The sequence below is a fragment of the Dulcicalothrix desertica PCC 7102 genome (assembly GCF_003991905.1).
Taxonomy (GTDB): domain Bacteria; phylum Cyanobacteriota; class Cyanobacteriia; order Cyanobacteriales; family Nostocaceae; genus Dulcicalothrix; species Dulcicalothrix desertica.
The window spans coordinates 20744-43266 of the sequence record NZ_RSCL01000050.1; the positions used below are offsets into that span (position 1 = coordinate 20744).

General features: G+C 37.5%; 14 protein-coding genes. 4 read left to right on the forward strand and 10 right to left on the reverse strand.

What is annotated here, in order from left to right; genetic code table 11:
* Nucleotides 1-39 precede the first annotated feature (39 nt).
* Nucleotides 40-1689 carry a vanadium-dependent haloperoxidase gene (locus DSM106972_RS47945; RefSeq protein ID WP_127087328.1) on the forward strand — a complete coding sequence of 550 codons (1650 nt, stop codon included), beginning with the start codon at nucleotides 40-42 and terminating at the stop codon, nucleotides 1687-1689.
* A 194-nt stretch (nucleotides 1690-1883) separates the two neighbouring features.
* On the forward strand, nucleotides 1884-4505 hold the full coding sequence (locus DSM106972_RS47950; RefSeq protein ID WP_233787015.1) for a CHAT domain-containing protein: 2622 nt from the start codon (nucleotides 1884-1886) through the stop codon (nucleotides 4503-4505).
* Between the two features lie 67 nt (nucleotides 4506-4572).
* On the opposite strand, the gene DSM106972_RS47955 is transcribed toward DSM106972_RS47950, so the two are convergent.
* From DSM106972_RS47955 to DSM106972_RS47980, 6 genes are all read right to left on the reverse strand, one after another.
* On the reverse strand, nucleotides 4573-6858 hold the full coding sequence (locus tag DSM106972_RS47955; RefSeq protein ID WP_158633016.1) for a two-partner secretion domain-containing protein: 2286 nt from the start codon (nucleotides 6856-6858) through the stop codon (nucleotides 4573-4575).
* Nucleotides 6859-6914: 56 nt separating this feature from the next.
* Nucleotides 6915-7502: a hypothetical protein gene (locus DSM106972_RS47960; protein WP_127087331.1), complete on the reverse strand. Its 588-nt coding sequence runs from the start codon at nucleotides 7500-7502 to the stop codon at nucleotides 6915-6917.
* 70 nt (nucleotides 7503-7572) lie between these two features.
* Nucleotides 7573-8319: a DUF928 domain-containing protein gene (locus tag DSM106972_RS47965; protein ID WP_158633017.1), complete on the reverse strand. Its 747-nt coding sequence runs from the start codon at nucleotides 8317-8319 to the stop codon at nucleotides 7573-7575.
* Between the two features lie 107 nt (nucleotides 8320-8426).
* The gene (locus DSM106972_RS47970; RefSeq protein ID WP_127087333.1) at nucleotides 8427-10724 is read right to left on the reverse strand and encodes a CHASE2 domain-containing protein; all 2298 of its coding nucleotides are present in this window, start codon (nucleotides 10722-10724) and stop codon (nucleotides 8427-8429) included.
* Nucleotides 10725-10741: 17 nt separating this feature from the next.
* Complete coding sequence (locus tag DSM106972_RS47975) at nucleotides 10742-11686, reverse strand: DUF1822 family protein (RefSeq protein WP_127087334.1); 945 nt, start codon at nucleotides 11684-11686, stop codon at nucleotides 10742-10744.
* A gap of 45 nt (nucleotides 11687-11731) precedes the next feature.
* A complete protein-coding gene (locus DSM106972_RS47980) occupies nucleotides 11732-12373 on the reverse strand; it encodes a sigma-70 RNA polymerase sigma factor region 4 domain-containing protein (protein WP_127087335.1) in 642 nt (213 codons plus the stop codon).
* Between the two features lie 575 nt (nucleotides 12374-12948).
* On the opposite strand from DSM106972_RS47980, the gene DSM106972_RS47985 reads away from it, so the two are divergent.
* Nucleotides 12949-13137 carry a hypothetical protein gene (locus tag DSM106972_RS47985; protein ID WP_127087336.1) on the forward strand — a complete coding sequence of 63 codons (189 nt, stop codon included), beginning with the start codon at nucleotides 12949-12951 and terminating at the stop codon, nucleotides 13135-13137.
* 35 nt (nucleotides 13138-13172) lie between these two features.
* Here DSM106972_RS47985 and DSM106972_RS47990 read toward each other — a convergent pair whose 3' ends face one another.
* The 4 genes from DSM106972_RS47990 to DSM106972_RS48005 form a co-directional block, all read right to left on the reverse strand.
* On the reverse strand, nucleotides 13173-14627 hold the full coding sequence (locus DSM106972_RS47990) for a beta-barrel domain-containing protein (protein WP_127087337.1): 1455 nt from the start codon (nucleotides 14625-14627) through the stop codon (nucleotides 13173-13175).
* A 33-nt stretch (nucleotides 14628-14660) separates the two neighbouring features.
* On the reverse strand, nucleotides 14661-17582 hold the full coding sequence (locus tag DSM106972_RS47995) for a peptidase domain-containing ABC transporter (protein WP_127087338.1): 2922 nt from the start codon (nucleotides 17580-17582) through the stop codon (nucleotides 14661-14663).
* A gap of 41 nt (nucleotides 17583-17623) precedes the next feature.
* Nucleotides 17624-18418: a peptidylprolyl isomerase gene (locus DSM106972_RS48000; RefSeq protein ID WP_233787016.1), complete on the reverse strand. Its 795-nt coding sequence runs from the start codon at nucleotides 18416-18418 to the stop codon at nucleotides 17624-17626.
* Between the two features lie 126 nt (nucleotides 18419-18544).
* Nucleotides 18545-19132, reverse strand: a complete 588-nt coding sequence (locus DSM106972_RS48005) for a GNAT family N-acetyltransferase (protein ID WP_127087339.1) — start codon at nucleotides 19130-19132, stop codon at nucleotides 18545-18547.
* Nucleotides 19133-19528: 396 nt separating this feature from the next.
* Here DSM106972_RS48005 and DSM106972_RS48010 point away from each other — a divergent pair, with 396 nt between their 5' ends.
* Entirely contained in the window at nucleotides 19529-22336 is a 2808-nt protein-coding gene (locus DSM106972_RS48010) for a hybrid sensor histidine kinase/response regulator (protein WP_233787017.1), read from the forward strand.
* The last annotated feature ends 187 nt before the right edge of the window (nucleotides 22337-22523 follow it).

Consider the following 22523-nt stretch of genomic DNA (forward strand, 5'->3'; position numbering starts at 1 on the left):
GATTTTATACCAAGGAAAAAATACAGGAACAAATAAACTATGGCAGCAAATCTAGCGGTAGAGTTTGGTGATGTTCTCCAAACTCCAGGAATTTTCCCCACGGAACAGGGTAAAGTCAATGTTTCTATTACCAATAAGGGTAATGCAGCCTTTAATGGCCCAGTTGACTTAAAACTTTATGCATCGATTGATAATGTACTCGATACAAATACATTAAATGTGTTGGGTTCACCAAGAGGCGCCACAGACCGACTCGAAGGAACTGATGAATTATTGGGTACTCTGGCAAATCAAAATATCCAACTGGCGCCGGGTCAATCGAAAACAATTACTGTAGATTTTTCACAATCAGAGTTTCGTACTCCAAGTGTCGTTTCACCCGGACTTTATTATCTGTTTGCCGAGGTGAATCAGGGTAATAATACTATCAATAGCAGCCAAGGTAAAATAATTACCCAAGGTGATGTAGTTATTCAGTGGAACTCGATATTATTGAACGCAATCGCGGATTCTGGAAAAGGCGATGCACTTAAAGGAACCGCACCACCAATAGCCGCGCGCAACCAAGCTATTGTTCACGCTGCTATCTATGACGCAGTTAACGCGATTGACCGCAGTCATAAACCTTACTTAGTAAATATCAGTGCTTCAGAAGCCGCAGGTGCATCGCAGGAAGTCGCAGCAGTGGCAGCGGCACATAAAGCCCTCGTTGACTTGTTCCCATCCCAAAAAGCTACCTTTGATGGTTACTATCAAACATTTTTAAACTCAGTTCCAGATGGTACTGCAAAAACCAAAGGTATACAAATCGGAGAAAAAGTAGCCAACCAAATTTACAATGGGCGCCAAAATGACGGTTCAAATATCAACGTCAACTATACACCAGGAAATGGAATTGGTGATTGGAAACCTACATTTACCGATGGCGAAACGACGAATAATGACACTAACATGAAACCTGCGCTTTTACCGCAGTGGGGTTTAGTAACACCCTTTGCAATTCCGAGTGCTTCCCAATTTCGCCCTGATTCACTGCCAGAATACAGTAGCCCCAATTACGTCAAAGAATACAACGAAGTTAAAAGTCTCGGCGCCGAAAACAGTACAACTCGCAATGCAGACCAAACTGAAATCGCTCAATTTTGGGCATATGACCGTGATGATACCTTCCGTCCACCTGGTCAGTGGAACGCAGTTGCTCAGGATATCGCCCTTGCAAAAAGTAACAGCCTTGCCGAAAATGCTCGCATGTTCGCGTTGTTAAATCTTGCTCAAGCTGATGCTGGTATCGTTGCTTGGGATGCCAAGTATACTTATGAACAGTTCCGTCCAATTACAGCAATTCGCGAAGGTGACAAAGATAACAATCCCGAAACTGTTGCAGACCCCAACTGGGAACCATTATTAGATACACCCCCATTTCCAGATTACATATCAGGACACTCTGTCTTCGGTGGCGCCTCTGCCCAAGTTCTTGCAAGTTTCTACGGTACTGACAATATCAGTTTTGACATTTCCTCTCAAGAACTACCAGGTGTTTCTCGTTCTTTTGGTAGCTTTACTCAAGCTGCTAATGAAGATGCTATTAGTCGTGTTTATGGTGGTATTCACATCAACGCTGCGACAGTAGACGGGGTACAAGTCGGTAAGAATGTCGGTGATTACGTGGTTGATAACTTTTTGACTTAGGGAACTACTAAAATTAAAAGGGCGGGCAAGGATGCCCACTCCACAAGAAAAAACACTAAAATACCAGTCAACAAGTATATTGTTGACTGGTTATTTTTTGTCACTTGTAACTTGCGGTAGCATATTGGAGAAAGAAGAAAGGTAAAATATACGAGCGATAAAGCATGGTGAAGCGGCATAATGGATTTAAGAGAGTGAAACTAGTATTTTCACTTTTGCTCTTGACGGCGGTATTAACCATTACAACGGCGCCGATTAATGCTGAATTAATTCGTGTTAATATCTTGACTTCAAAATCTCGACTTCAAAATACGCACGCTAAAACCGAAAATTTACTACAACAAGGGAAAGCGCTTTACGATGCGGGAAGGCTTGCAGAAGCTGTTAAAGTATTAAAGCAGGCAAATGCGGATTTTGAAAGAAGTGGTAACAAAGCTAACCAAGTTGTAACATTGAGCAATTTGGCTTTAACTTACCAACAAATGGGACAATTAAGGGACGCAGAAGCTACTATTGCACGTTCTCTAAATTTACTTGCCCATTTACAAATATCTAATTTAGATATTGCCGCACAAACATTAGATGTGCAAGGAAAATTACAACTTGCACAGGGTCAAACAGAAGCAGCACTGGAAACTTGGCGCCAATCTGCTAATATTTATAAAAAAAATGGCAATGAAGCTCTTTTAATCCGCAACCGTGTTAATTCAGCTTCTGCCATGCAATTATTAGGGCTTTACTATCAGGCAAAAACAGTATTAACTGAGGTGGAACAACGTTTAACAAAACAACCTGACTCACTTGTAAAAGCAACTGGGTTACGTAGTCTTGGTAACGTTTTACGGGTTATTGGAAATTTGAATCAATCGCGAGTTATTTTAGAGGAAAGTAGAAAAGTCGCAAGTAATATTCAAGCTTCTACTGAACTTGGCGAAATATTATTAAGTCTGGGAAATACAACTTTAGCACAATATCGCAATTTACTTTATATTCAAAATAATGAAGCAGCAAAAAAGCTAGTACAACAAACTTTAGAATATTACAAACGAGCAGAACTAATTGCATCTCCCACAACACGCATTCAAGCACATTTAAATAAATTCAGACTTTTGATAGATGACAAGCAAATATCCACGGCATTATCTTTACTTCCGCAAATTGAATCGGAACTTAAAAATTTATCACCAAGCCGAAATAGCATTTACGCACAAATTAATTTTGCGGAAAGTCTAATTAAATTACAACAGAATAATACCCATATATCATTACTAGATATTGCTAAAATTTTATCTGCTTCAGTACAGCAAGCACAAATACTAGGTGATAAACGCGCGGAATCTTATGCATTAGGGACTTTGGGAGGATTATATGAAAAAAGCAACCAACTAGCAGAAGCGCAAAAACTGACGCAAAAAGCATTATTAATTGCGTCAAGTCTACAATCTGGTGATATTACTTACCAATGGTTGTGGCAACTAGGAAGATTACTCAATCAACAAGGTGATACTCGCGGTGCAATTTCTTATTATCAAGAAGCATTCAAAACTCTAGAATCTTTACGTCGAGATTTGCTCTTCATGAATCCAGAAATCCAATTTTCGTTTCGTGATATGGTAGAACCTGTATATCGCGAGTTGGTAGGATTACAATTATACAATAATAAGAACTATCAGCCTAGCTTTGAAAATCTCAAACAAGCACGATATGTAATCGAATCATTACAGTTAGCAGAATTAGACAATTTTTTTCGTCAAGCTTGTTTAATACCAAAAGTCAATATTGACCAAGTAGTAGATAAAAAAGATAGAAGTGCAGCATTTATTTATCCAATTGTCCTCAAAGATAGAATTGAAGTTATTCTTAAACTACCAGGACAAGATAACTTGGCACATAACCAAGTTGAAATTGCTCAAAGCCAAGTTGAAGATATTATCGACAAACTGCGAGGAGACTTACAAGAACCTGATTACACCTCTCAAGTGCAAGAAAATTCAGGACAAATCTATAACTGGTTGATTCGACCATTTGAAACACAATTAACTAATAATAAGATTAAAACTTTAGTATTTGTTTTAGATGCTAGCTTACGAAATATTCCAATGGCTGTTTTGTATAACAAGCAACAGGATAAATATTTAATTGAAAAATATGCTATAGCTCTGACTCCTGGTTTACAGTTAATTGACCCACAACCATTACAAAAAGTTCAAATCAACGCTTTGACTGCGGGAGTAGGAGAAAAAAGAGTTATTAACAATCAACCCTTTGCTCCTTTAAAAAATGTACCGCAAGAATTAAAACAAGTTAAGTCAGAAATACCTCAAAGCAAACAACTATTAAATCAAGAATTCACCCAAAAAAATTTGCAAACACAATTACAGCAAACCTCTTTTTCTATTGTACATCTTGCTACTCATGGTAAATTTAGTTCCGACCCAGAAAAAACTTTTATTCTAACTTGGGATGGTCTGTTAAAAGTCAGAGATTTTGAGAAATTATTGCGAACTACTGACGGAAATAGCTTAACTAATATAGAATTACTCGTCCTTAGCGCTTGCGAAACAGCTCTTGGTGATAAGCGCGCAGCTTTAGGACTTGCGGGTATTGCTGTAAAAGCAGGCGCCCGTAGTACACTAGCAAGTCTATGGTCAGTTGAAGATAGTTCTACTGCTTTTCTTATGGGTGAGTTTTACCAACAATTAAATACTGGAATGAGTAAAGCCGAAGCATTACGTCAAGCCCAACTAGCAGTTTTGCAAAAAGATAAAAAACCATTTCATTGGGCGCCTTATGTACTAGTAGGCAACTGGTTGTAACTTGGCAACGGATGAGAGCGGATGTAACGGATGAATTTGACAACTTGTAGGGTGGGCACTGCCCACCTTACTTTGCTGCACATTGAGCATTGCTTTCCAAACCATCACTTTGGTTTTTTGTCGGTTCATTTGCAGTTAGTAATATCTCACCCTTAGAATTTCTTACCCAAGTATTTGCTTCCACAATTTGTACAGGTTTCGCTGGAACGTAAATCTTAGATGCAGATGCTATTTGATTATTTTGATTTGATGTACTTGGCTCCAACCAACCAACTTGTACCGCATCACCACTAAGCACTTCTTTCGGATTCGGTGGTAAACCAGAACGTCCGATAATACTAAAACTACTTTGATTTGTTGCTATAGTCGATTGGCAAGTTTGAGCAAGTCTGGTATCAGTCGGTACAGAAGGTAACTCTAGTAAATCAGTATTAAGTTCTACAGCAGACCTATCAATTTGAATAATTCCATTCAGTTCAGGATTGAGTTGCGAAAATGCAGTGATATCACTCGATGAAGTAAGTTGTTTATTCGGCGCCAAACCGTATATACCTTGTACATCAATCTTAATAAAACCACCCTTACCATTGTAAGCGTTGGCTGTAATATCACTATTTTCTTCTGGAACGGCAACAATAAAACCATTAGGTGATTGAATCGTGATATTACCACCATTTCCAGGACTATTTTCTGTTCCAGCAGTAGTACTAATTTGGCTATTATTGCGTAACTCTAACCGCTGGAAATTTTGGATTTGAATATTTCCTCCACTACTTGCTGTGTCTCCGCGCGCGCGTGCAAATAAACCACTAGCCGAGCTATCATTATCAATTATTTGGATAGCGTCAAATCTACTATTACGTAGTTTGTCAAGTCGCTCAAAATATGTAGGGTCAGTACCAGATATTTGAACCGAGTTAGCATTAATATTTATATTCCCTGCATTGCCACTGTTGAAAGTGCTGGTGAGTATTTGTCCACCATCAAAAAGTTCAACTTTATTCGCATTTACAGAGATATTACCCCCAGGTGAAACACTGAGAGTTCTAGCACTTAAAACTCCTCCATCAGATATACGCAGGTTCTGGGTAGTAACATCAATATTACCAGCCTGACCACTATCTTTTTCTTCAGAAGCTGTTAATAAACCGCTAGAAAATCCTTGAATGGAATTAACTCCAGCAATGTTGATATCGTCAGCGTTGACTTTGACGTTGCCTGCATTGCCTTGGTTTAACGCTCTTGTATAAATCAAAGCACCATCGCTTAAAGATAGTAATTTAGCACTAATATCAATTGTTCCACCATTACCAACACCATTAGAATCACTGCTAATTCCACTATTTACTAAATTAATACTATTGCGAGCATTTATATTAATGTTACCTGCATTTCTACTCGCTGCTGGGCTACTCAATCTTGTATTGTTGAAATAAATATCTCCAGCTTTGATGTCAATACTGCTACCGTTAGAAGAAATGTTCGAGTTGTTGGTGGCATTCATATTACCTTGAGCGTTGATGATAATATTTGCTTCTTGAGTATTACGCGAAGAACCTATACGTAAAGAACTTTTATCTATGCTAAAATCTTGGCTATTAATTACTATTTTACCATCCTGACCAAGTACATTTATTGCGGCGCCATTAGTAAGTGAGACATTAGCTAGTTGAGCATTTTCAGGAAAGCTAAGTTTAAGAAAATCAGTGTCAGTATTTAATGCGATATTTCCAGAACCTGCTAAACCTCCTAACTCAATATAACCACCTTGAGCGTTTAATATCCCACTTTGTAAATTTATATCTCCACCCACTAACAACAAACTTTTACCGTTAGGAACCTTTAAACCTGTAATTGCTGCTGTTGATTGATTTGTAATTGGCGCGCTTTTTATTTGATTGAATAAAAAAGCCGAAGGGTTTACTGTTAGTAGCTCAGGATTATTAGGTACTGATGCACTAAAAATGGCGCCATCACCAAATTGAATTGCATTCGCTGTTGTTGCGACAAACGAACCTCCAATATCAAGTCTAGCTTTTGAACCAAAGAAAATCCCATCCGGATTCATTAAAAAGAAATTGGGTTTCGATAGACCTGATGTTGCTAATGTTCCCTTAATATCAGAACGGTTTCCACCTGTCACCCGCACCAAAATATTTGCGATTGCACTAGGACTGACAAAATCTACTTTACTACCCTCGTTGATATCGAATTTGTCAAAACTATGGAATAAGTTACTACCTGCAACAGTTCCCCCTATTACCTGTTCAACATTGGTTTCAGGAGAAACAACTTGAGAGTTAACTTTTAGTGTTGCATCTGGAACTATTTGTGCTTGAGTGCGATTATTCACGAATAGAAAACAGAATGCAATCGCGGTCTTTATCGATTGGCAAACGTGCTGTTTCATTATTGTTGAGAGGAATTACTAGATAAATCATCAATACTAATTGAATAAGACATTGAGTAGTTTGATCTATTACCTTCATTAATAAAATTCAAATCTTGATTGTTCCACCCATTTAACCATTCTTGTCCAATTAAATATTCTGTACCATCTTCACCAAGGTAAGAGACTTGAACTAAAATCTCGTGTTCAAATGTTGTAATAATACTAACCGCATCATTATTTCCTGAACTAAGCTGTTTTGGTCCCCAATATGCTAAAAGTTCTAAGCCATCCGGCATATCTGGGTTATGTTTATAAACTTTTATCCTTACCATATTATAGGGAGCAGATTCGGCAGTTGTATTACAGATTATTCGCTGTAAATTCAATGAATTATGTCTTGACGGTGAGTCTGTCTGGTGATCTTTTTTTGGAAGCCGAATATAAGAATGTTTTTGAATCGCCTCTTTCTTTGCTGTATTTACATCAATTTTACTTGGATTCTTTGCTAAAACGATATCTCCTTTATAAGAGAATAATCCAATTGTTAACATAGTTAAGGTAGCTATGTATATTCTAAAACGCTTAAAAATCTCTTTGATGTACATACAAAACCTCCAAAGTATTTGACAATATAGAATTTTCGATAAAATTTAATAACTAATACACGGATAACAACTATTCCTCTAACTGGTAACGCTGTATTGGCGCCTGAGAAAATTCACCTAAACCCACAGATTCTAACAAACCAGTCCAATCTTCTCTTAGCTGTGGTAAATTTGCATTACTCAAACGTAAATCAGCTAAATTTGTTAAGGCACTTTCCCAAATTTGATTCTCTGCATAAGTTATATATTCCCTCGGTTTAGTGGATTTTAACTGACTGTCAAGATTCGAGGTCATTTCTATTCTTGTTATCCATGCATAAACGTAATAATTTCTAGGTTTTTTTTGCGCTTCATTACAACTTACTTTAAAATACCATTGATACTTTTGATTCACTTTTAATGCATAACGCGCGTTTTGTGGTAATTTAAACCCAATTACACCTGATTTGTTAGGTAAAGTTAGCGATTTGCGATAAATATCTTTGTTGTTTTCGTCTTGAAGCGAAAATTGTCCGGTTGTAACTGTCGCGGTAAATTTTGGTAGATAAATCCAAAATGTTGGATACTCAGAAACAGTCAACGCTAGAAAAGATTTCGATTCAACTTCCGAATCTTCTCCTGGAACCAGTGCAGTTAAACTATTATCTAAACTATTATCAAGGCTTGGACATACCTCGCGTCTTGCACCACCTCGGCGCCTACCTACAGGGGCCCCGTTATTAGGAAACTTTAATTTAGCAAGACGGTTTTTAGACTGATTCAAAGAGCTACTTATTAGTTTAATACTTTGTGCTGGCGCCGATAAAGGATAATTCATAAAATTAATTATTACAACAAACAGCAAAAATCTTATGAAGAATTTTAGTAAATGTATACCAGCCATAATGCGAGCTTCCAATTTTTGGCAATATTTGTACTCCTCCTTTAACTACATTTAGAAGCTACAAATTTACGCATCCATATTATGGTAAAAGTCGCAGTTAACACAAATGCTAAAGCACAAGGAATAAAGGGTATCCATCCAGCTTGTATAAAAATGCTGAAACAAATACCAAGTAGTGCCACAAGAGTTGTAGCTACCCCTATTCCTAGGTGTAATGGCTTTTGAATATAGGTAACAATTATTGCACCAATTATTGACCACCCCCAAATCCAAATTGTTTCTACCCATCCAGACCACCACCACAGCAAAGGTCTACGATTTTCTACCGCACTTAATATATGGCTAACCATGTGCGCTTGCACAAAAATGCCTGGAATCCGCTTTTTGCTGATAGGAATTTTCCAATAATCTGCTGTGCTACCAGCAGTGACACCAATAATAATGAGTCTATTTTTCAGTGAATCTGGCTGAATTTGACCGTTGAGAATATCCCGAAGCGATACCGATGTAGCAATTTTTTCAGTTGGATATAATGAGCGATAATTAAGCAACAATTGATACCCGGATGCATCGATTTTTTGATAACCGGAAGAATGTTCTTTTAATGACTTGAATACAACATCACCAATTTTTAAGTATCCATCGGAAGTAATATTTGAATATATACCTTTTGACTCTAAGTAGTAACTCGCAACCTGAAGACTAAAGGCATATTCTGAAGTACAAGGTGATTTTACATCTGGTTGTAACTGTAATAGATGGCGCCGGGGTACTTCATCTTTATCTTCGACAAAATCGCTAAAGCTCGAACGTTCTTTTGGTACTTCAGATGGTGCGTGAATTCCCTCTTCACCATCAAATTTGGCGTTAACTTTACATATAGTGAAAATTCTATCGTCAGAGCGCAATCGATTCGCTAAATCTGGGTAGTTGGGTTCTACTGGAAAATCTCGATATACATCGATACCAATAACCTGGGGTTTGTATGCTTCGAGTTTTTGTAAAAGATCAGCCAACGCTTGGTCAGATAATGAACCTCTACCTTTCATTTGTCTACGATTTTGGTAACGAATATCACTTTCGTCTATTGTGACTAAAAGCAAACGCTCGTCTGACCGTTCGATAGCTGGACGCTGACTCATAAAACGGTCATAAGCTTTTAGTTCAAATGGTTGGAGATATCCAAAATAGCGGGCGCCTAAAACTAAGATAGTAATTAGCGTACTCGTTACTAAAATTTTGCTTAGATTCCCCCAAGTCAATTTTCTGGGTGGTAATTTCCACAACAGTGGTTCTTCAGCTGGGTTTTGGCAAATAACTGGTAACCAACTAGCGCAGGGATATTCACCTTCGATACCTTGGAGTCGTTCGCGTGCGTGACGTACTGCTACATATAATGATTGTCCACTGGAAAATGCTTCTAAAAAGTACTTTAAAAATTCTTGCGCGGCTGTATCGGCAATAGGCGCCCGCATTACAATAACTTGGGGAATGTGTAAGTTGGCTAAATCTTGTGCTAACTTCAAGCCATCACACGAGTTAAATATAGCAAGCTTAAGTCCACCAGAAATAGCTTTATTAAGCGCGTATTTTAATTTATCAACAGTTAAAACATCAGTTTGATTAAGTTGAATTTCTCCTCTATCTCGACTCGAACTGTGACCAGCAAAAAATAAAATATCACAGTTTTTCCATAAAAGATTATTTAAACTTTCAATAGATGGTTCTATAAGGAATTTAATAGTCGCTTGTGGGGATAATTTTTCTAAAAACTCTTTATCCTTATTTATATCTATACCTTGACTGTTACCAAGAATCGCCAAAATTTTGAGTTTTCTATTTAAAGGTTGAGTAACTGATTTTTTCTGATATTCTGGAGATGCAATAGCAATTTCAGCTTTAGGATAATCTTCTAACAATTCCCATAAATGCCAAGGAAGTCGTTTCACAATGACATCATTGGTTTCGATAATTATCCGAATTTCATCATGGATGTTTAAGTGGGTGCGTAAAGATTTATCTATTTTACGAAATGCATCTGAGTTCAGCCAAGTATTTATGTAATCTGACAAAGTTTGACATAAATCATAAAATTCAACCTCAGAAACGTTTGTAACATCTGTATCTTCGACTTCTAGACGAGGGGCAAAATCCACACGACGATAAAGCGCAGAATATAATAGTTGCCAGTTTCGTTCTAGTTCGAGTAATTCGCGAAACGCAGGTAAAGCACCTCGTAGCTGAATTGGATGCTCACCAGGTTTAGATAGCTTTGCTGTCACCAAAAAGCCACTACCTAAATTACCTTCTCCCAAACTTAAAACAACTAACTTTTGCATTCCTATTAAATTACCTACTAAATAACAAAATTCTCAGTAAGTGTAAATTCATTATTAGTTATACAAATCGTAAATTGCTCTCCAGGTTTACCTCTAAATCGTTTGAGTTGTATATAATTATCCATGCTTCTGGAATGAACTTCTTGAATTATTTCACCAAGAGTAGACATTAAAATTAATTTTAAGTTATTAGGTAAAAATTTGTTAGAAGTCATCGGGTGAAGTTGTATAGTAATACACCTACTTTCTTTAGCTTCCTGAGTAATTGCGATTAATAATGCTAGCGAAATTTGCCCAAGTCGCAATCCCAAATCAATCAGCTTTGCTCCTCTGACTGTATTAATTATATTAGTCTCATTTCTGACACTAAAGGCTTGTTGGCTAACATTAGCTGTTAATAATGCTTCTAAAGACTGCCAACCAGCAGCAAAAACATTTTCAAACCACTGGCTAAGATTAACTTGCATTCTACTAAGCGCTGTTTGTTGTAGTTCGTCTAAGTGAATAAGTAAATCTTCTAAAGACAGTAATTGTCTAATTGGCAACTCACATGATGCAACATTTTTTACAAACCCTAGCAAAGTACCTTCACGCAAAGCTTCATCAAACTGCACCCCAATATAACCAATGCGGTCGTACCAAGTTTCTGCGGGAATACGAACTATATCACTATTAGGTAATATTGGACGACATTCAAGTTTTCCAAGTTGAGGAATTTCTAAATCACCGACATCCATAAATGATTGTGCCACAGAATTCCAACTCGAACAATTTTCGCAATTCGTTTCAATTCCCATGCAACATAAGTAATACCTAACAGCAGATACAGCCAGAGTGTTAAGATATACTTGTTTGCCTTTCGTTGAATCGCTTTGCTGGCGCCTAAAAGTTTGAGCAAGACTGTGATTTTCTAAAGTCAACGGAACTGTAAAAGTTAAATGTTCTTGGTGGTTGGTAAGCATTGCTAGTACTCTTGCACTGTAAATTTTAATTATTTATTTAATTAACTAACAATTAACGCAATGTTCGCGTATTTTTGACTGAAACTTATCAATACATCGGTAGTAAAAGCTACTAGCAGTAGGTATTTTTACTTCAAACTCTGCGGCTATCTCCTTCCAAGATTTGCCCTTAAATCGACGTTGTGCTAGAGCTTGAAAAGTGGCAGAAGGATATTTTTCGATATGTTCTTTTTTAAACAAGTTTTCCGGGTCGTTTTCAATATATTCTCTTAAAACTTCTGTCAGTGCAGGTGGTTCTTCTAAATATGGAGTATTTTCTAATTCTGATAAATTCATACGTTCCACACTCGCTTTACCTAAAACTTTTGGAATAGCTTCTCTAAAAAATCGTCGTTCGAGTAATACATTTACCCATACAATAACGGACGCGCGCTCAGGTTCATATTTATGGATGTTTTGACAAATATATAACCAAAGCTCTTGAAGCGCTTCATTATAAATTTCTTCATAGAGTCTTGCTGAAAATTGATTTCTTTGTGGATGGCAAAGTCTACCGGATAGCTTAATTTCATTAACCAACCGTGTCAATACTAACTGCCTTTTAATGGTTTTTACTGGTTGCTGCTGTGCCAAGAGCGCTAGCTGTTGTAGCTCTAAATCAAGTTCCTTGCTCCTTGTATTGTCCATTGAAAACCCCAAAGCTCATCAAAAATTGTAGGCGCCTCTATATATACTCAGGCCTACACTACGAGTTTTACGCCAAACACTCGAATTTTTTACTTTATACTCGATTTTGGATAATTATTGTTATGTGTTTTTTTATACTTTTAATGATTAGGATTCTGCATAATAGTTAGTGGTCTGTGTAATTAAATATGATGGGTTGCCTTGCAACGGATACAACGGATGTAACGGATGAGTTATTCGTCACAAACTTATATATTGTTGTTTAAAATGACCTATCCGTTACATCCGTTCATCATCCGTTGCCAATATTCTTACCTACCATAATTAATGCCATAGACTACTACCATAATAAATTTAATAGCTATATCATTATCGTAATAATACTAAAAAATAAGTAATTAATATAACTAGTTATATTTTATCCATACAGAGACGTTTTTCAAACAATTAACATTAAGTTTTGTAAAATGAAGTATTTATGCATAAAAACGATACCTTTTCTCCAGAGAAAAGGTAGAGGAACGCATTTGGTATCTATTTATATCCCCTTATTTAAATTGGTCAGGATATTAGTCATGGTATTAATTCGTGATGTGGTCAAAGAAGTATTAACAACTGGTTATTTAACACTTGCGGACGAAAATCAATTACGTAAGCTTCTGAGAACTAAATATGACAAAGAAGATTTTAACGCTTTTATGAGTTTGCAAGAAGCTGCCATGAATGGTTTGGTTAAACAAGAAGCACGTTTAAGATTAAAGTAGGGTCGCCATTGGCAACCATACAATAGTACTTATTTTTATCGAATAAACTTTAGACTTTCAGTTTTTTGGACTAAAAAATCTGTAAAAATGCTCATTATCGTGCGTTTTCGCAATTTTACATTAGCATTAATAGACATACCCGATTGTAACGGTACATGGCGCCCTGCAATTTGTAATGTTTGTCCAGTAAGACGAACTTTTGCAGGGAAGCGCCAATATTGGTACACTTGGTCGGGTGGTAAAGCATCGGAACCAATTTCAATTAACTCTCCTTTAATATCACCGTACTCTTGAAAAGGAAACGAATCGATACGAACATCGACCTGCTGACCTTCGTGTACAAATCCAATATCGCGGTTAGTTATATAAACTTTGGCAACGAGATTATATGACGGTACGATTTTCAGGATAGGTTCGCTAGAAGTTGTGACATAACCGGGAGTTTTGGCTTTCAGTTCAAATACAGTTCCGTTAATAGGTGAAGTAATACTTTGGTACTTGAGGGTGGTTTTTGTTTGACTGACTTTACTATCGATTTCAGAAATTTTATTTTGGTTTTCCAGAATAATCTTGGTTAGTTGGCTATCGATTTCGGCGATACTCTTATCGTTCGTAGTAATACGCGCGAAAATATCTTCTTTTGATTGGGCTGAGGTGTTTTGGAGTTTTGCTTGCGCTTGAGCGATAGTTATTTTTAATCGCTGCTGTTCTTGGTCTAGTTTTGCGACTTCGGCAGTTTTAATACGAACATCTTGTTCTTGCTTAAGGGTTTGCAGTCTGGGATAGGCGCCTTTTTTAGCAAGTGAGTCAAGATTTTTAAGAATTTTTTGATTGATTTCCAGTACTTCCTTAGCGTTGACAAGTTGAGTTTGATTTTGAAGATACTGTTGTTTTGCTTGTTCTATCTCCATCTGTGTCCCTGCCAGTAGAGAAGTTTGCTGATTTTGACGTGCTTGCAATCTGAGATTTTGTTCGGGTGTTAGTGCTATTACACTGGAATTTTGTAATTGAGCGCGATAGAGTTGATTTTCAGCAACAAAAGCCGCGCGCGACTGACTTAATGAAGCAATTTCTGGTTTCATTGCCAATAATTCAGCTTTTTGGCGAGATATAACTGGTGACATAGATTGCATTTGACTGCGGTAAAAATTATTTTCATGTATCAACGCAGTACGAATGTTTTGTAATGATGTAAGTTCAGCTTCAGCAGTATTTTTTTCTAAGCTCACTAGAAGTTTGCCCTGCTGTACCGACTCACCATCTTTAACGTGAATCGTTTTCACAACACCACCTATAGGTGCTTGAATATCGGTGACAGGTGCTTTTGGTTCTAATTTACCCGTAACGTGAATTGCTTCATCGATTTTGAAAACACTTGCCCAAGTTATAGTAAACGCAGTAATACCAAAAATTCCCCATGCAATCGCACGTGACCAATTAGAAGATTGTTCAAGAAGAACGGGTTGGTCAAATTTGTATTGATTAGTCATAGGTCTAACTCCTAACTCCTAACTCCTAACTATTTAAATCTGAGTTTCCTGTTGCTGATACAAGCAGTAGTAATATCCTTTGATGGACATTAATTCTTCATGCGTTCCTTGTTCTACAACAGTTCCAGAGTCCATCATTAAAATAGTGTCAGCATTACGGATTGTGCTGAGACGATGAGTGATGAAAAATACCGTTTTACCTTTAAAAGCTTGAGCTAAATTTCTACAAACTTGTCCTTCAGCATTGTAATCAAGGGCACTAGTAGCTTCATCCAAAATCAGTAATTGTGGATTTTGTAAAACAGTGCGAGCAATGGCAACTCTTTGTTTCTGTCCACCAGAAAGTGACGAACCGCGTTCACCAACTTGGGTATTGTAGCCATTGGGTAAATTCATAATAAAATCATGAGCATAAGCGACTTTTGCGGCTGCTATGATTTCTTCATCACTAGCATCGGGATAAGCAAGGGCAATATTTTCGCGCACAGTCCCTTCAAATAGTAAGGTATCTTGTAATACAACTCCTATTTGACGACGCAGTGAATAGAGTTCTACTTTGCTGATGTCATAACCATCTATAAGAATGGCGCCTGATTTAGGGTCGTAGAGTCGCGGTAGCAATTTCAACAAAGTACTCTTACCCGAACCACTTTGTCCGACTATACCCACAAATGAACCCGCATTTAAATTTAAGTTGATATTACATAGCTGTAATTGTCCGTTTTGGCGAAAGCTAAAGCAAAGATTTTCATAACGTACATTGCCCACAATTGCAGGCATAATAATGTTTTGTACTTCAGCTTCAGTTTCTTGGGGTGTATCAAGGATATCGCTAAGACGTTGTAAAGAAAGTGCGGTTTCTTGAAAGTTTTGCCACGACTGAACGAGACGTAGTAGCGGAGTTGTGACGTAACTTGAAAGAATGCGGAAAGCGATAAGTTGTCCGAGGGTGAGTTGTTGCTTGAGGACGAGGAAGGCGCCTACCCATAGTACAAGAAGACTAGAGAATTTATTTAGGAAGCTACTAATAGAGCTAGCAGTCGTTTGGGTGGAAATAGTTTTAAAACCAGCACTAATGTAACGAGCATATTTTTCTTGCCATTTCCAACGTGCGCGCAATTCTAAGTTTTGAGCTTTGACTGTTTGCATTCCCCCCATTATTTCAACTAAATAAGATTGGGTTTCGGCGTTGCGTTCAGCTTTTTCTTGCAATTGGCGCCGTATCATTGGTGAAACTAGCAAGTTCAGCAAAGCGAATAGCGGTACAGTAGCAAGTGCCACTAATGTCAGCATCCAGCTATAAATTGCCATCACAACAATGTAAACAACAGAAAACAGCGCATCCATAACAACAGTAAGCGCAGTTCCCGTTAGAAATGAGCGAATATTCTCAAGTTCTCCGACTCGCGTTGATAATTCACCAACCGGACGACGTTCAAAATACGACAACGGTAAACGTAAGAGGTGATTTATAACTTCGGCGCCTAGCGTTAAATCAATACGGTTGGTAGTATCAACAAATAGCTGGGTTCTAACTGCGCTGAGAATAGCTTCAACTACTGCGACAGCAATCAAAAATATACCAAAAACTTCTAGTGTGTCAGGACTGTTGCCAACTATTACTTTGTCAATAATTACCTGGGTTGCCAGAGGATTTACCAGTCCAAAGATTTGCACGACTATAGAAGCAATTAATACTTCAATGAGAACTTTACGATGGCGCCGTAAAGAAGGAACAAACCAGCGTAAACTAAAGCGAGATTGAGGAGTTTGCTTGTTTGGTTGGAGTAGCAAGACTTCACCATCTTTACCCCAAGTATCGAGACGCTTCGGTTGACGACGAATTAATCCTAGTTCAGGAACAGCAATAAGTAATTCTTGAGGGGAATTTTTGTAAATAATTGCAAAACTATCTTGCCAAGCTATCATGAATGGGGTTTGTAATCGAGTCAAAGCAGTAACGGGTACTTTAACGACTTGACTAGTTAAACCCATGAGTTCAGCAACCGCAGCGCAAAAAATCAACGATAAACTTCCTTGTTCGTACTGTTTGCTTACGATTCTTCGCAGCATATCTTTACGAAAAGGAATATTGAAATATTGACTCAACATTTGGAAACAAGCCATAGCTGCTTCTTGTTGATTATTACCACGTATATAAGGGTATTTTTGATTTGCTCTATTAACTGCAATTTCAGCAGTATACTCTGGAGCATAAGCTATATCTGAAAAATCATTATCTTCTGATAGCTCTTTTGTTGATGATAGTGATAATAAATCTTTTGAAATCCCAACTAAACGTGTTTGCTTGGTTTTGATATTACCAATTGTATCAGATGAAATTTGGCTCCCTATTGGTATATCAGCAGAGTTATTGCTAATTAACCAAGTATATTTTGGGCCAAGTTTAGATATAACTCTACTTTTTTCTCTCATCTCAACCGAAAGCACTATTGCCGTTTCGATTGCTGATAAAGCTAGTTTAACTAAATTAGTGGCGCCATCCGCACGTCGCAAAATTTCTTCACCTAGCAAATCATAAACTTCACTAATATGTGTACGATTTTGCAAGCTAGATGAAAACAGCGGTTCTTGGTTCATTAAATCAATAAAATCACTTACAGGCAGGTTGAGACAAACAACTTCAGTAGATGCAATCGCAGTTTCGCAACCAACCTCCCGTAATACCGAAACCCAACCTACTAACTCACCTGGTTGTAATAGTGTAAGTGTATCAGGTTTATTTGTGCGTTTATCATAACCCAACAACCGCACAGTTCCAGAATAAATAATACTAACTTGCTCCCGCATATCGCGTGATATTATGACTTGCCCCATACAATAGCGCGCAAATTTAAACTTTGATTGCACCTTCTCTAAAACCTCCGCTTCCAATACATTAAAAGGAAACGTTTCAGATAAAAATGCTTGAATGTCAACAGTAATAGATGTCATATTTAATACTTGTTTTCTGGTCGTAATATCGACTGAAATTTTTACGCCACCAAATTAGATTTGATAGGTACAACTTTCTGAGTGATACCCATCCAAGCTTTCTCAAAATCTGGTAATTGTAAACACTGCTCATGTAACCAAGAATCAAACAACTCATTCAGCAAACGTTGCCGCATAAAATTATCTAAACTTGCAGCAATAAACTTTTCAACTCGCAAAATAACCCAGTATTCTCCTATCGGAATTGGCGCCTGAACTACACCAGATTGACTTGTATAAAGCAATATAGCCAAATTTCTTGCTAGATTACCAAACTCAATAGGGCCAACTAAACCACCTGTTTGCGCTTCATTTCCAATAGAATATTGGCTAGCTAGGGAAGCCCAGGTTTGTTCACCTTCTTTAATGCGAAAAAATATTTCACCAGCAATATTCTGATTTTTAGTTTGAATTAACGAGTAAATAACCTTATCTAAATTTCGCTTGCGCTGTAAAAAACATGACTCTATTTTATTTCCCCAGTTGACTTGTTTAAACTTTTCAATTCTAAGTTTTCGGGTGGCTAGCAATTGTAACTGCTCGTGATTTAAGCTATAACGCGATAACCAGACATTTTTTTCTACTTCATTGCTTAACGCAAAATGTCTATAAACACTTTCACAAGCATTTAATATTTCTTCTGGAGTACAGGATATACCAGCAATTGCTTCATCAATAATAGTTTCACGTAATAACTGCCCAATCAAATTATACTGTGCCAGTAACGGTATAATTTCTTCAGGCGCCATTGCATGATTTCCCAGTAGCATTTTTTCGGTCATTGCTCGTTCGGTCATTGCGGAAATAGGTAAACCTCCATTTACCTATCGGACTCTCAACACGTTAATTTCTGCAATAACCTAAAATCTGTTACATTTCTTAATAAAATACCATTTTCTACATAACGTGCCATTTTTATTGTTTCACGGATTCCAACAGTATTCAATATTCGACTGTTCGTTAATTGGATTAATTCCCCTTAATCCTGGCACAAAACCATGCTTTTCATAAAATTGACGCGCGTTTACATTTTGCTCAAGCGTCGTCAGTTTCAAACCGTCAGGATAAATTTTTTTTGCTTGATTTAACAATGTAGTTCCAACCCCACTTCGTTGTATATCTACATCTACAAAAATTTGAGAAATTACGCCGTCTTTGGCAACCAGAAAACCGACTATTCGTTCTTTGGTCGTTGCAACCCACACATCCGATGGAGCATATTCATTTTGCAATCGTGATTTCCACTCCTTAAAAGGCTGTGGGTGGTTCAAGTTGGGAAAAGTATGTGTCCAACTACGATACCAGAGAGTTACAACTTCATCTAAATTTTCACAATTATAGCATCTAATTGCAAACATTTTAAGTATATTATAAGTAATGCACGTTACAGGTAGATTGTAACAGTTTGTCAGAAAGTAGTTAATCAACTTTTCATCGGCGCCGCATATATTTATCGAAGATGATGGTGCGTCATTGCTTATAAAAACTGCTAATAAAAATGTGTCACTCAAAACTTGAGCAATTGACTAGACTTGGAGTAGCTTTTGAAACTAATCGTGAAATATTCGAATTTTGTTGTTACCATAGTTTTATAAGTACCAATTTATTTATTTAATACCTGTTAAGGCTATTCGTTTGAGCAACAAGTCCTAATTACACTAGGTAAGTTGTATGTTGAAATTACTGAAAAAGCTATTTACAGCAGTACTATTTATTGCTCAGTACGTTAGAATTATTGTTAAACCAAAGTTGGTATGACTTTATAATCGCGCACGTTACAACTCCTAATAGAAATATAGCCGTGAACTGGCGCCATTAATAACTCAAACAAAGTATAAGGACAAAATTTTAGTACATCATCACTAGTATTAATAAATTCCTTATTTGTTTAGCCATTGAAAAACACAATGTCACAAGTTTTTAATAAAGAACAGCAAATTAACCCTGCTATGACTAAGCCGCGAACCAGCGAACAAATTAAGGCAGAAATTGAATTAAAATTTGGTTTTGTTCCACCTTTCTTTGCACCAGCAGAAAAGAATCCGCAAATTTTGGAAAACCTATGGCAACAGACTCTAAGCGCGTATATAAACAATCCTTTGCCAGTCCTCTTTAAGGAAAAACTTTCTGCGTACCTCTCGCGCTTCTGTGCTGTGAGTTACTGTATGATTTGCCATAGTTGTACTTTGCGTCCTTTAGGAATGATGGCAAGCGACGTGTTGGAGTTGCTTGAAGCACCTGCGCCTAACTCAACGGATATTAAAAAACATCTTAGCTTCCTTGCGGCACAGTCTGCGGATCCAATTGTCTGGCCTGAACCAAACTCGCAACTTGAAGGAAGTTTACTTTACTGTTCAATTTTTATTGCCTTACCAGATTCGGATGAGCATTATCGTCAGGAACTGCGACGGATTCTAGGTTCTGTTAACTACCAGCATTTAATTGCATTTATTGCTTATATTAAAACATGTCATGTGTGGATGGAAGCTCACCCCGAAGTGCCTTATGAAGCAGATAAGCGAGTTATTGATAATTTTGGGGCTTTACTCGAAGACGAGCCTAGTTTGGCTGATTTTTTCTGCAATTATAGAGAGAGGGTCAAGCGTGAATGTCAAACTCGCGCGGAACAACTTGCTGAGTTAGCCGAACGACGACGTACTGAGGTGACATTACGACAGCAAGCATCTCGAGAGCGATTAGTGGCACTTATGGCACAACGCATTCGCCAATCTCTTAACCTTGAAGAAATTCTTAGTACTACAGTATCTGAAGTTCGGCAGTTTCTTCAAACTGAGCGTGTATTTATTTATCGGTTTGAGCCAGATTGGAGTGGATATGTGGCTGTAGAATCAGTAGCTTCTGGTTGTTCCTCTATATTGGGAACAAAAATCAAAGATTCTTTTTTTGGAGAACCGCTTGGTCGAACGCTATACCAACAAGGTCGGTTTCTAGCGATTGAGGATATTGATACAGCAGAATTATCAAAATGTCATGTTGATTTATTAGCTCGGCTTCAAATTAGAGCTAATTTGGTAGTACCAATTGTGCAATCCGGATTATGGGGGTTGCTAGTAGCTAACCACTGTTCGTCACCGCGACAGTGGCAGCAGTTAGAGATTGATTTGCTTCAACAATTAGCTACGCAGGTGGCGATTGCAATTCAGCAATCTACACTTTTTGAGCAAGTTAATACTGAACTTACTGAACGCAAAAAATCTGAAGAGAAAATCCGCGAACAAGCTGCTTTATTAAATGTTGCCAGCGATGCAATTAATGTACAAACTCTTGACAACCAAATTATATTTTGGAATGAGAGTGCCGAGCGTATATATGGTTGGAAGCAAGACGAAGCTCTTGGTCAAAATGCTAATCAGCTTTTGTACCAAGAAGTGCCTCAACTCGATCAAGTGCAACAAGTTGTACAATCGAGTGGTTTTTGGGAAGGTGAGTTACGTTGCTTCAATAAGTTTGGCAACTTAATAATTGTTTCAAGTCGTTGGACGTTGGTACGTAATGAACAAGGACAACCAAAATCGTTTCTTGTTGTTAATACTGATATTACTGAGAAGAAACAACTCGAAGCGCAGCTTTTTCGTTCTCAGCGATTAGAGAGCATTGGTACCCTTGCTAGTGGCATTGCCCACGATTTAAACAATGCACTAGGGCCAATTTTGATGATTGCTGAACTGCTACAGGAAAAAATCACTGATGTCAATAGTCAGCAGTTGCTTACAGAATTAGAAGCTAGTGCCAAACGTGGCGCCTCTTTGGTCAAGCAAGTGCTATCATTTGGGCGAGGAATTGAAGGTAAGCGGACTATTCTTCAAGTTCGGCATTTACTTTTAGAAATTCAGCAGATTGCGAAACAGACATTTCCCAAGTCCATCAAAATATATACAGATATATCACCAAATCTTTGGACTGTTTGTGCAGATGCGACTCAATTACATCAAGTACTTATGAATTTAGTAGTTAATGCGCGCGATGCAATGCTACATGGTGGAACTTTAAGTATTTATGCTGAAAATTTATATATTGATCAACAATATGCTCAGATGAATGTTGAGGCAAAAGTTGGTAATTATATTATGCTAACTGTTTCGGATACGGGAGTTGGCATTTCAAATGAAATATTGCAGAGAATGTTTGAGCCATTTTTTACTACTAAAGAAGTTGGTAAAGGTACAGGTTTGGGGCTTTCAACAGTTATTGGTATTATTAAAAACCACGGTGGTTTTGTGAATGTGTATAGTGAAGTTGGGTTAGGCGCCCAGTTTAAGGTATATTTGCCAGCAGTAGAAGGCGCCATGAGTCAGCAAATTGAAGATTTAGAACAGCCAAAAGGTGACGGGCAATTAGTTTTGGTTGTAGACGATGAAGTTTCGATTCGGGAAATTACTCAAATCTCATTAGAAATGGGTAATTATAAAGTGCTTACAGCTAGTGATGGTATTGAAGCGATAGCGCTGTATGCTCAACATAAAGCTGAGATTAGTGCAGTTTTGATGGATATGATGATGCCAGAAATGGACGGTTTAACTACTATCCGCACGTTACAAAAAATCAATTCGCAGGTCAAAATTATTGCTACAAGTGGATTAGCATCAACCGAAAGAATGGCTGAAGCAGCTTCGGTTGGCGCCAAAGCGTTTTTATCGAAGCCTTATACAGCAATAGAATTATTAAAAACTTTATCCTCTATATTAAAACTGTAGGTTGGGTGGAGGCTTTGCGTAACCCAACACATTTTAATAAATTGTTTATTTAATAAAAAGGCGCCAAAAACAAAAACCTCCTCTTATATACAAGAGAAGGGTTTTGTTTTGTATTATTGCCCTGGCACCGAGCAATTGTTGCAGGAGACAACTCTCCAACTATCGTAGCCGCTGCGGCGTTTCACAA

What these genes read in the sequence shown, in the direction of transcription:
- DSM106972_RS47985 (WP_127087336.1), top strand. Translation starts at nt 12,949, where the DNA reads ATGGTATTAATTCGTGATGTGGTCAAAGAAGTATTAACAACTGGTTAT.
- DSM106972_RS47965 (WP_158633017.1), bottom strand. Translation starts at nt 8,319, where the DNA reads ATGAATTATCCTTTATCGGCGCCAGCACAAAGTATTAAACTAATAAGT.
- DSM106972_RS47975 (WP_127087334.1), bottom strand. Translation starts at nt 11,686, where the DNA reads ATGCTTACCAACCACCAAGAACATTTAACTTTTACAGTTCCGTTGACT.
- DSM106972_RS47980 (WP_127087335.1), bottom strand. Translation starts at nt 12,373, where the DNA reads ATGGACAATACAAGGAGCAAGGAACTTGATTTAGAGCTACAACAGCTA.
- DSM106972_RS48000 (WP_233787016.1), bottom strand. Translation starts at nt 18,418, where the DNA reads ATGACCGAACGAGCAATGACCGAAAAAATGCTACTGGGAAATCATGCA.
- DSM106972_RS47960 (WP_127087331.1), bottom strand. Translation starts at nt 7,502, where the DNA reads ATGTACATCAAAGAGATTTTTAAGCGTTTTAGAATATACATAGCTACC.
- DSM106972_RS47970 (WP_127087333.1), bottom strand. Translation starts at nt 10,724, where the DNA reads ATGCAAAAGTTAGTTGTTTTAAGTTTGGGAGAAGGTAATTTAGGTAGT.
- DSM106972_RS48010 (WP_233787017.1), top strand. Translation starts at nt 19,529, where the DNA reads ATGTCACAAGTTTTTAATAAAGAACAGCAAATTAACCCTGCTATGACT.
- DSM106972_RS47995 (WP_127087338.1), bottom strand. Translation starts at nt 17,582, where the DNA reads ATGACATCTATTACTGTTGACATTCAAGCATTTTTATCTGAAACGTTT.
- DSM106972_RS47990 (WP_127087337.1), bottom strand. Translation starts at nt 14,627, where the DNA reads ATGACTAATCAATACAAATTTGACCAACCCGTTCTTCTTGAACAATCT.
- DSM106972_RS47945 (WP_127087328.1), top strand. Translation starts at nt 40, where the DNA reads ATGGCAGCAAATCTAGCGGTAGAGTTTGGTGATGTTCTCCAAACTCCA.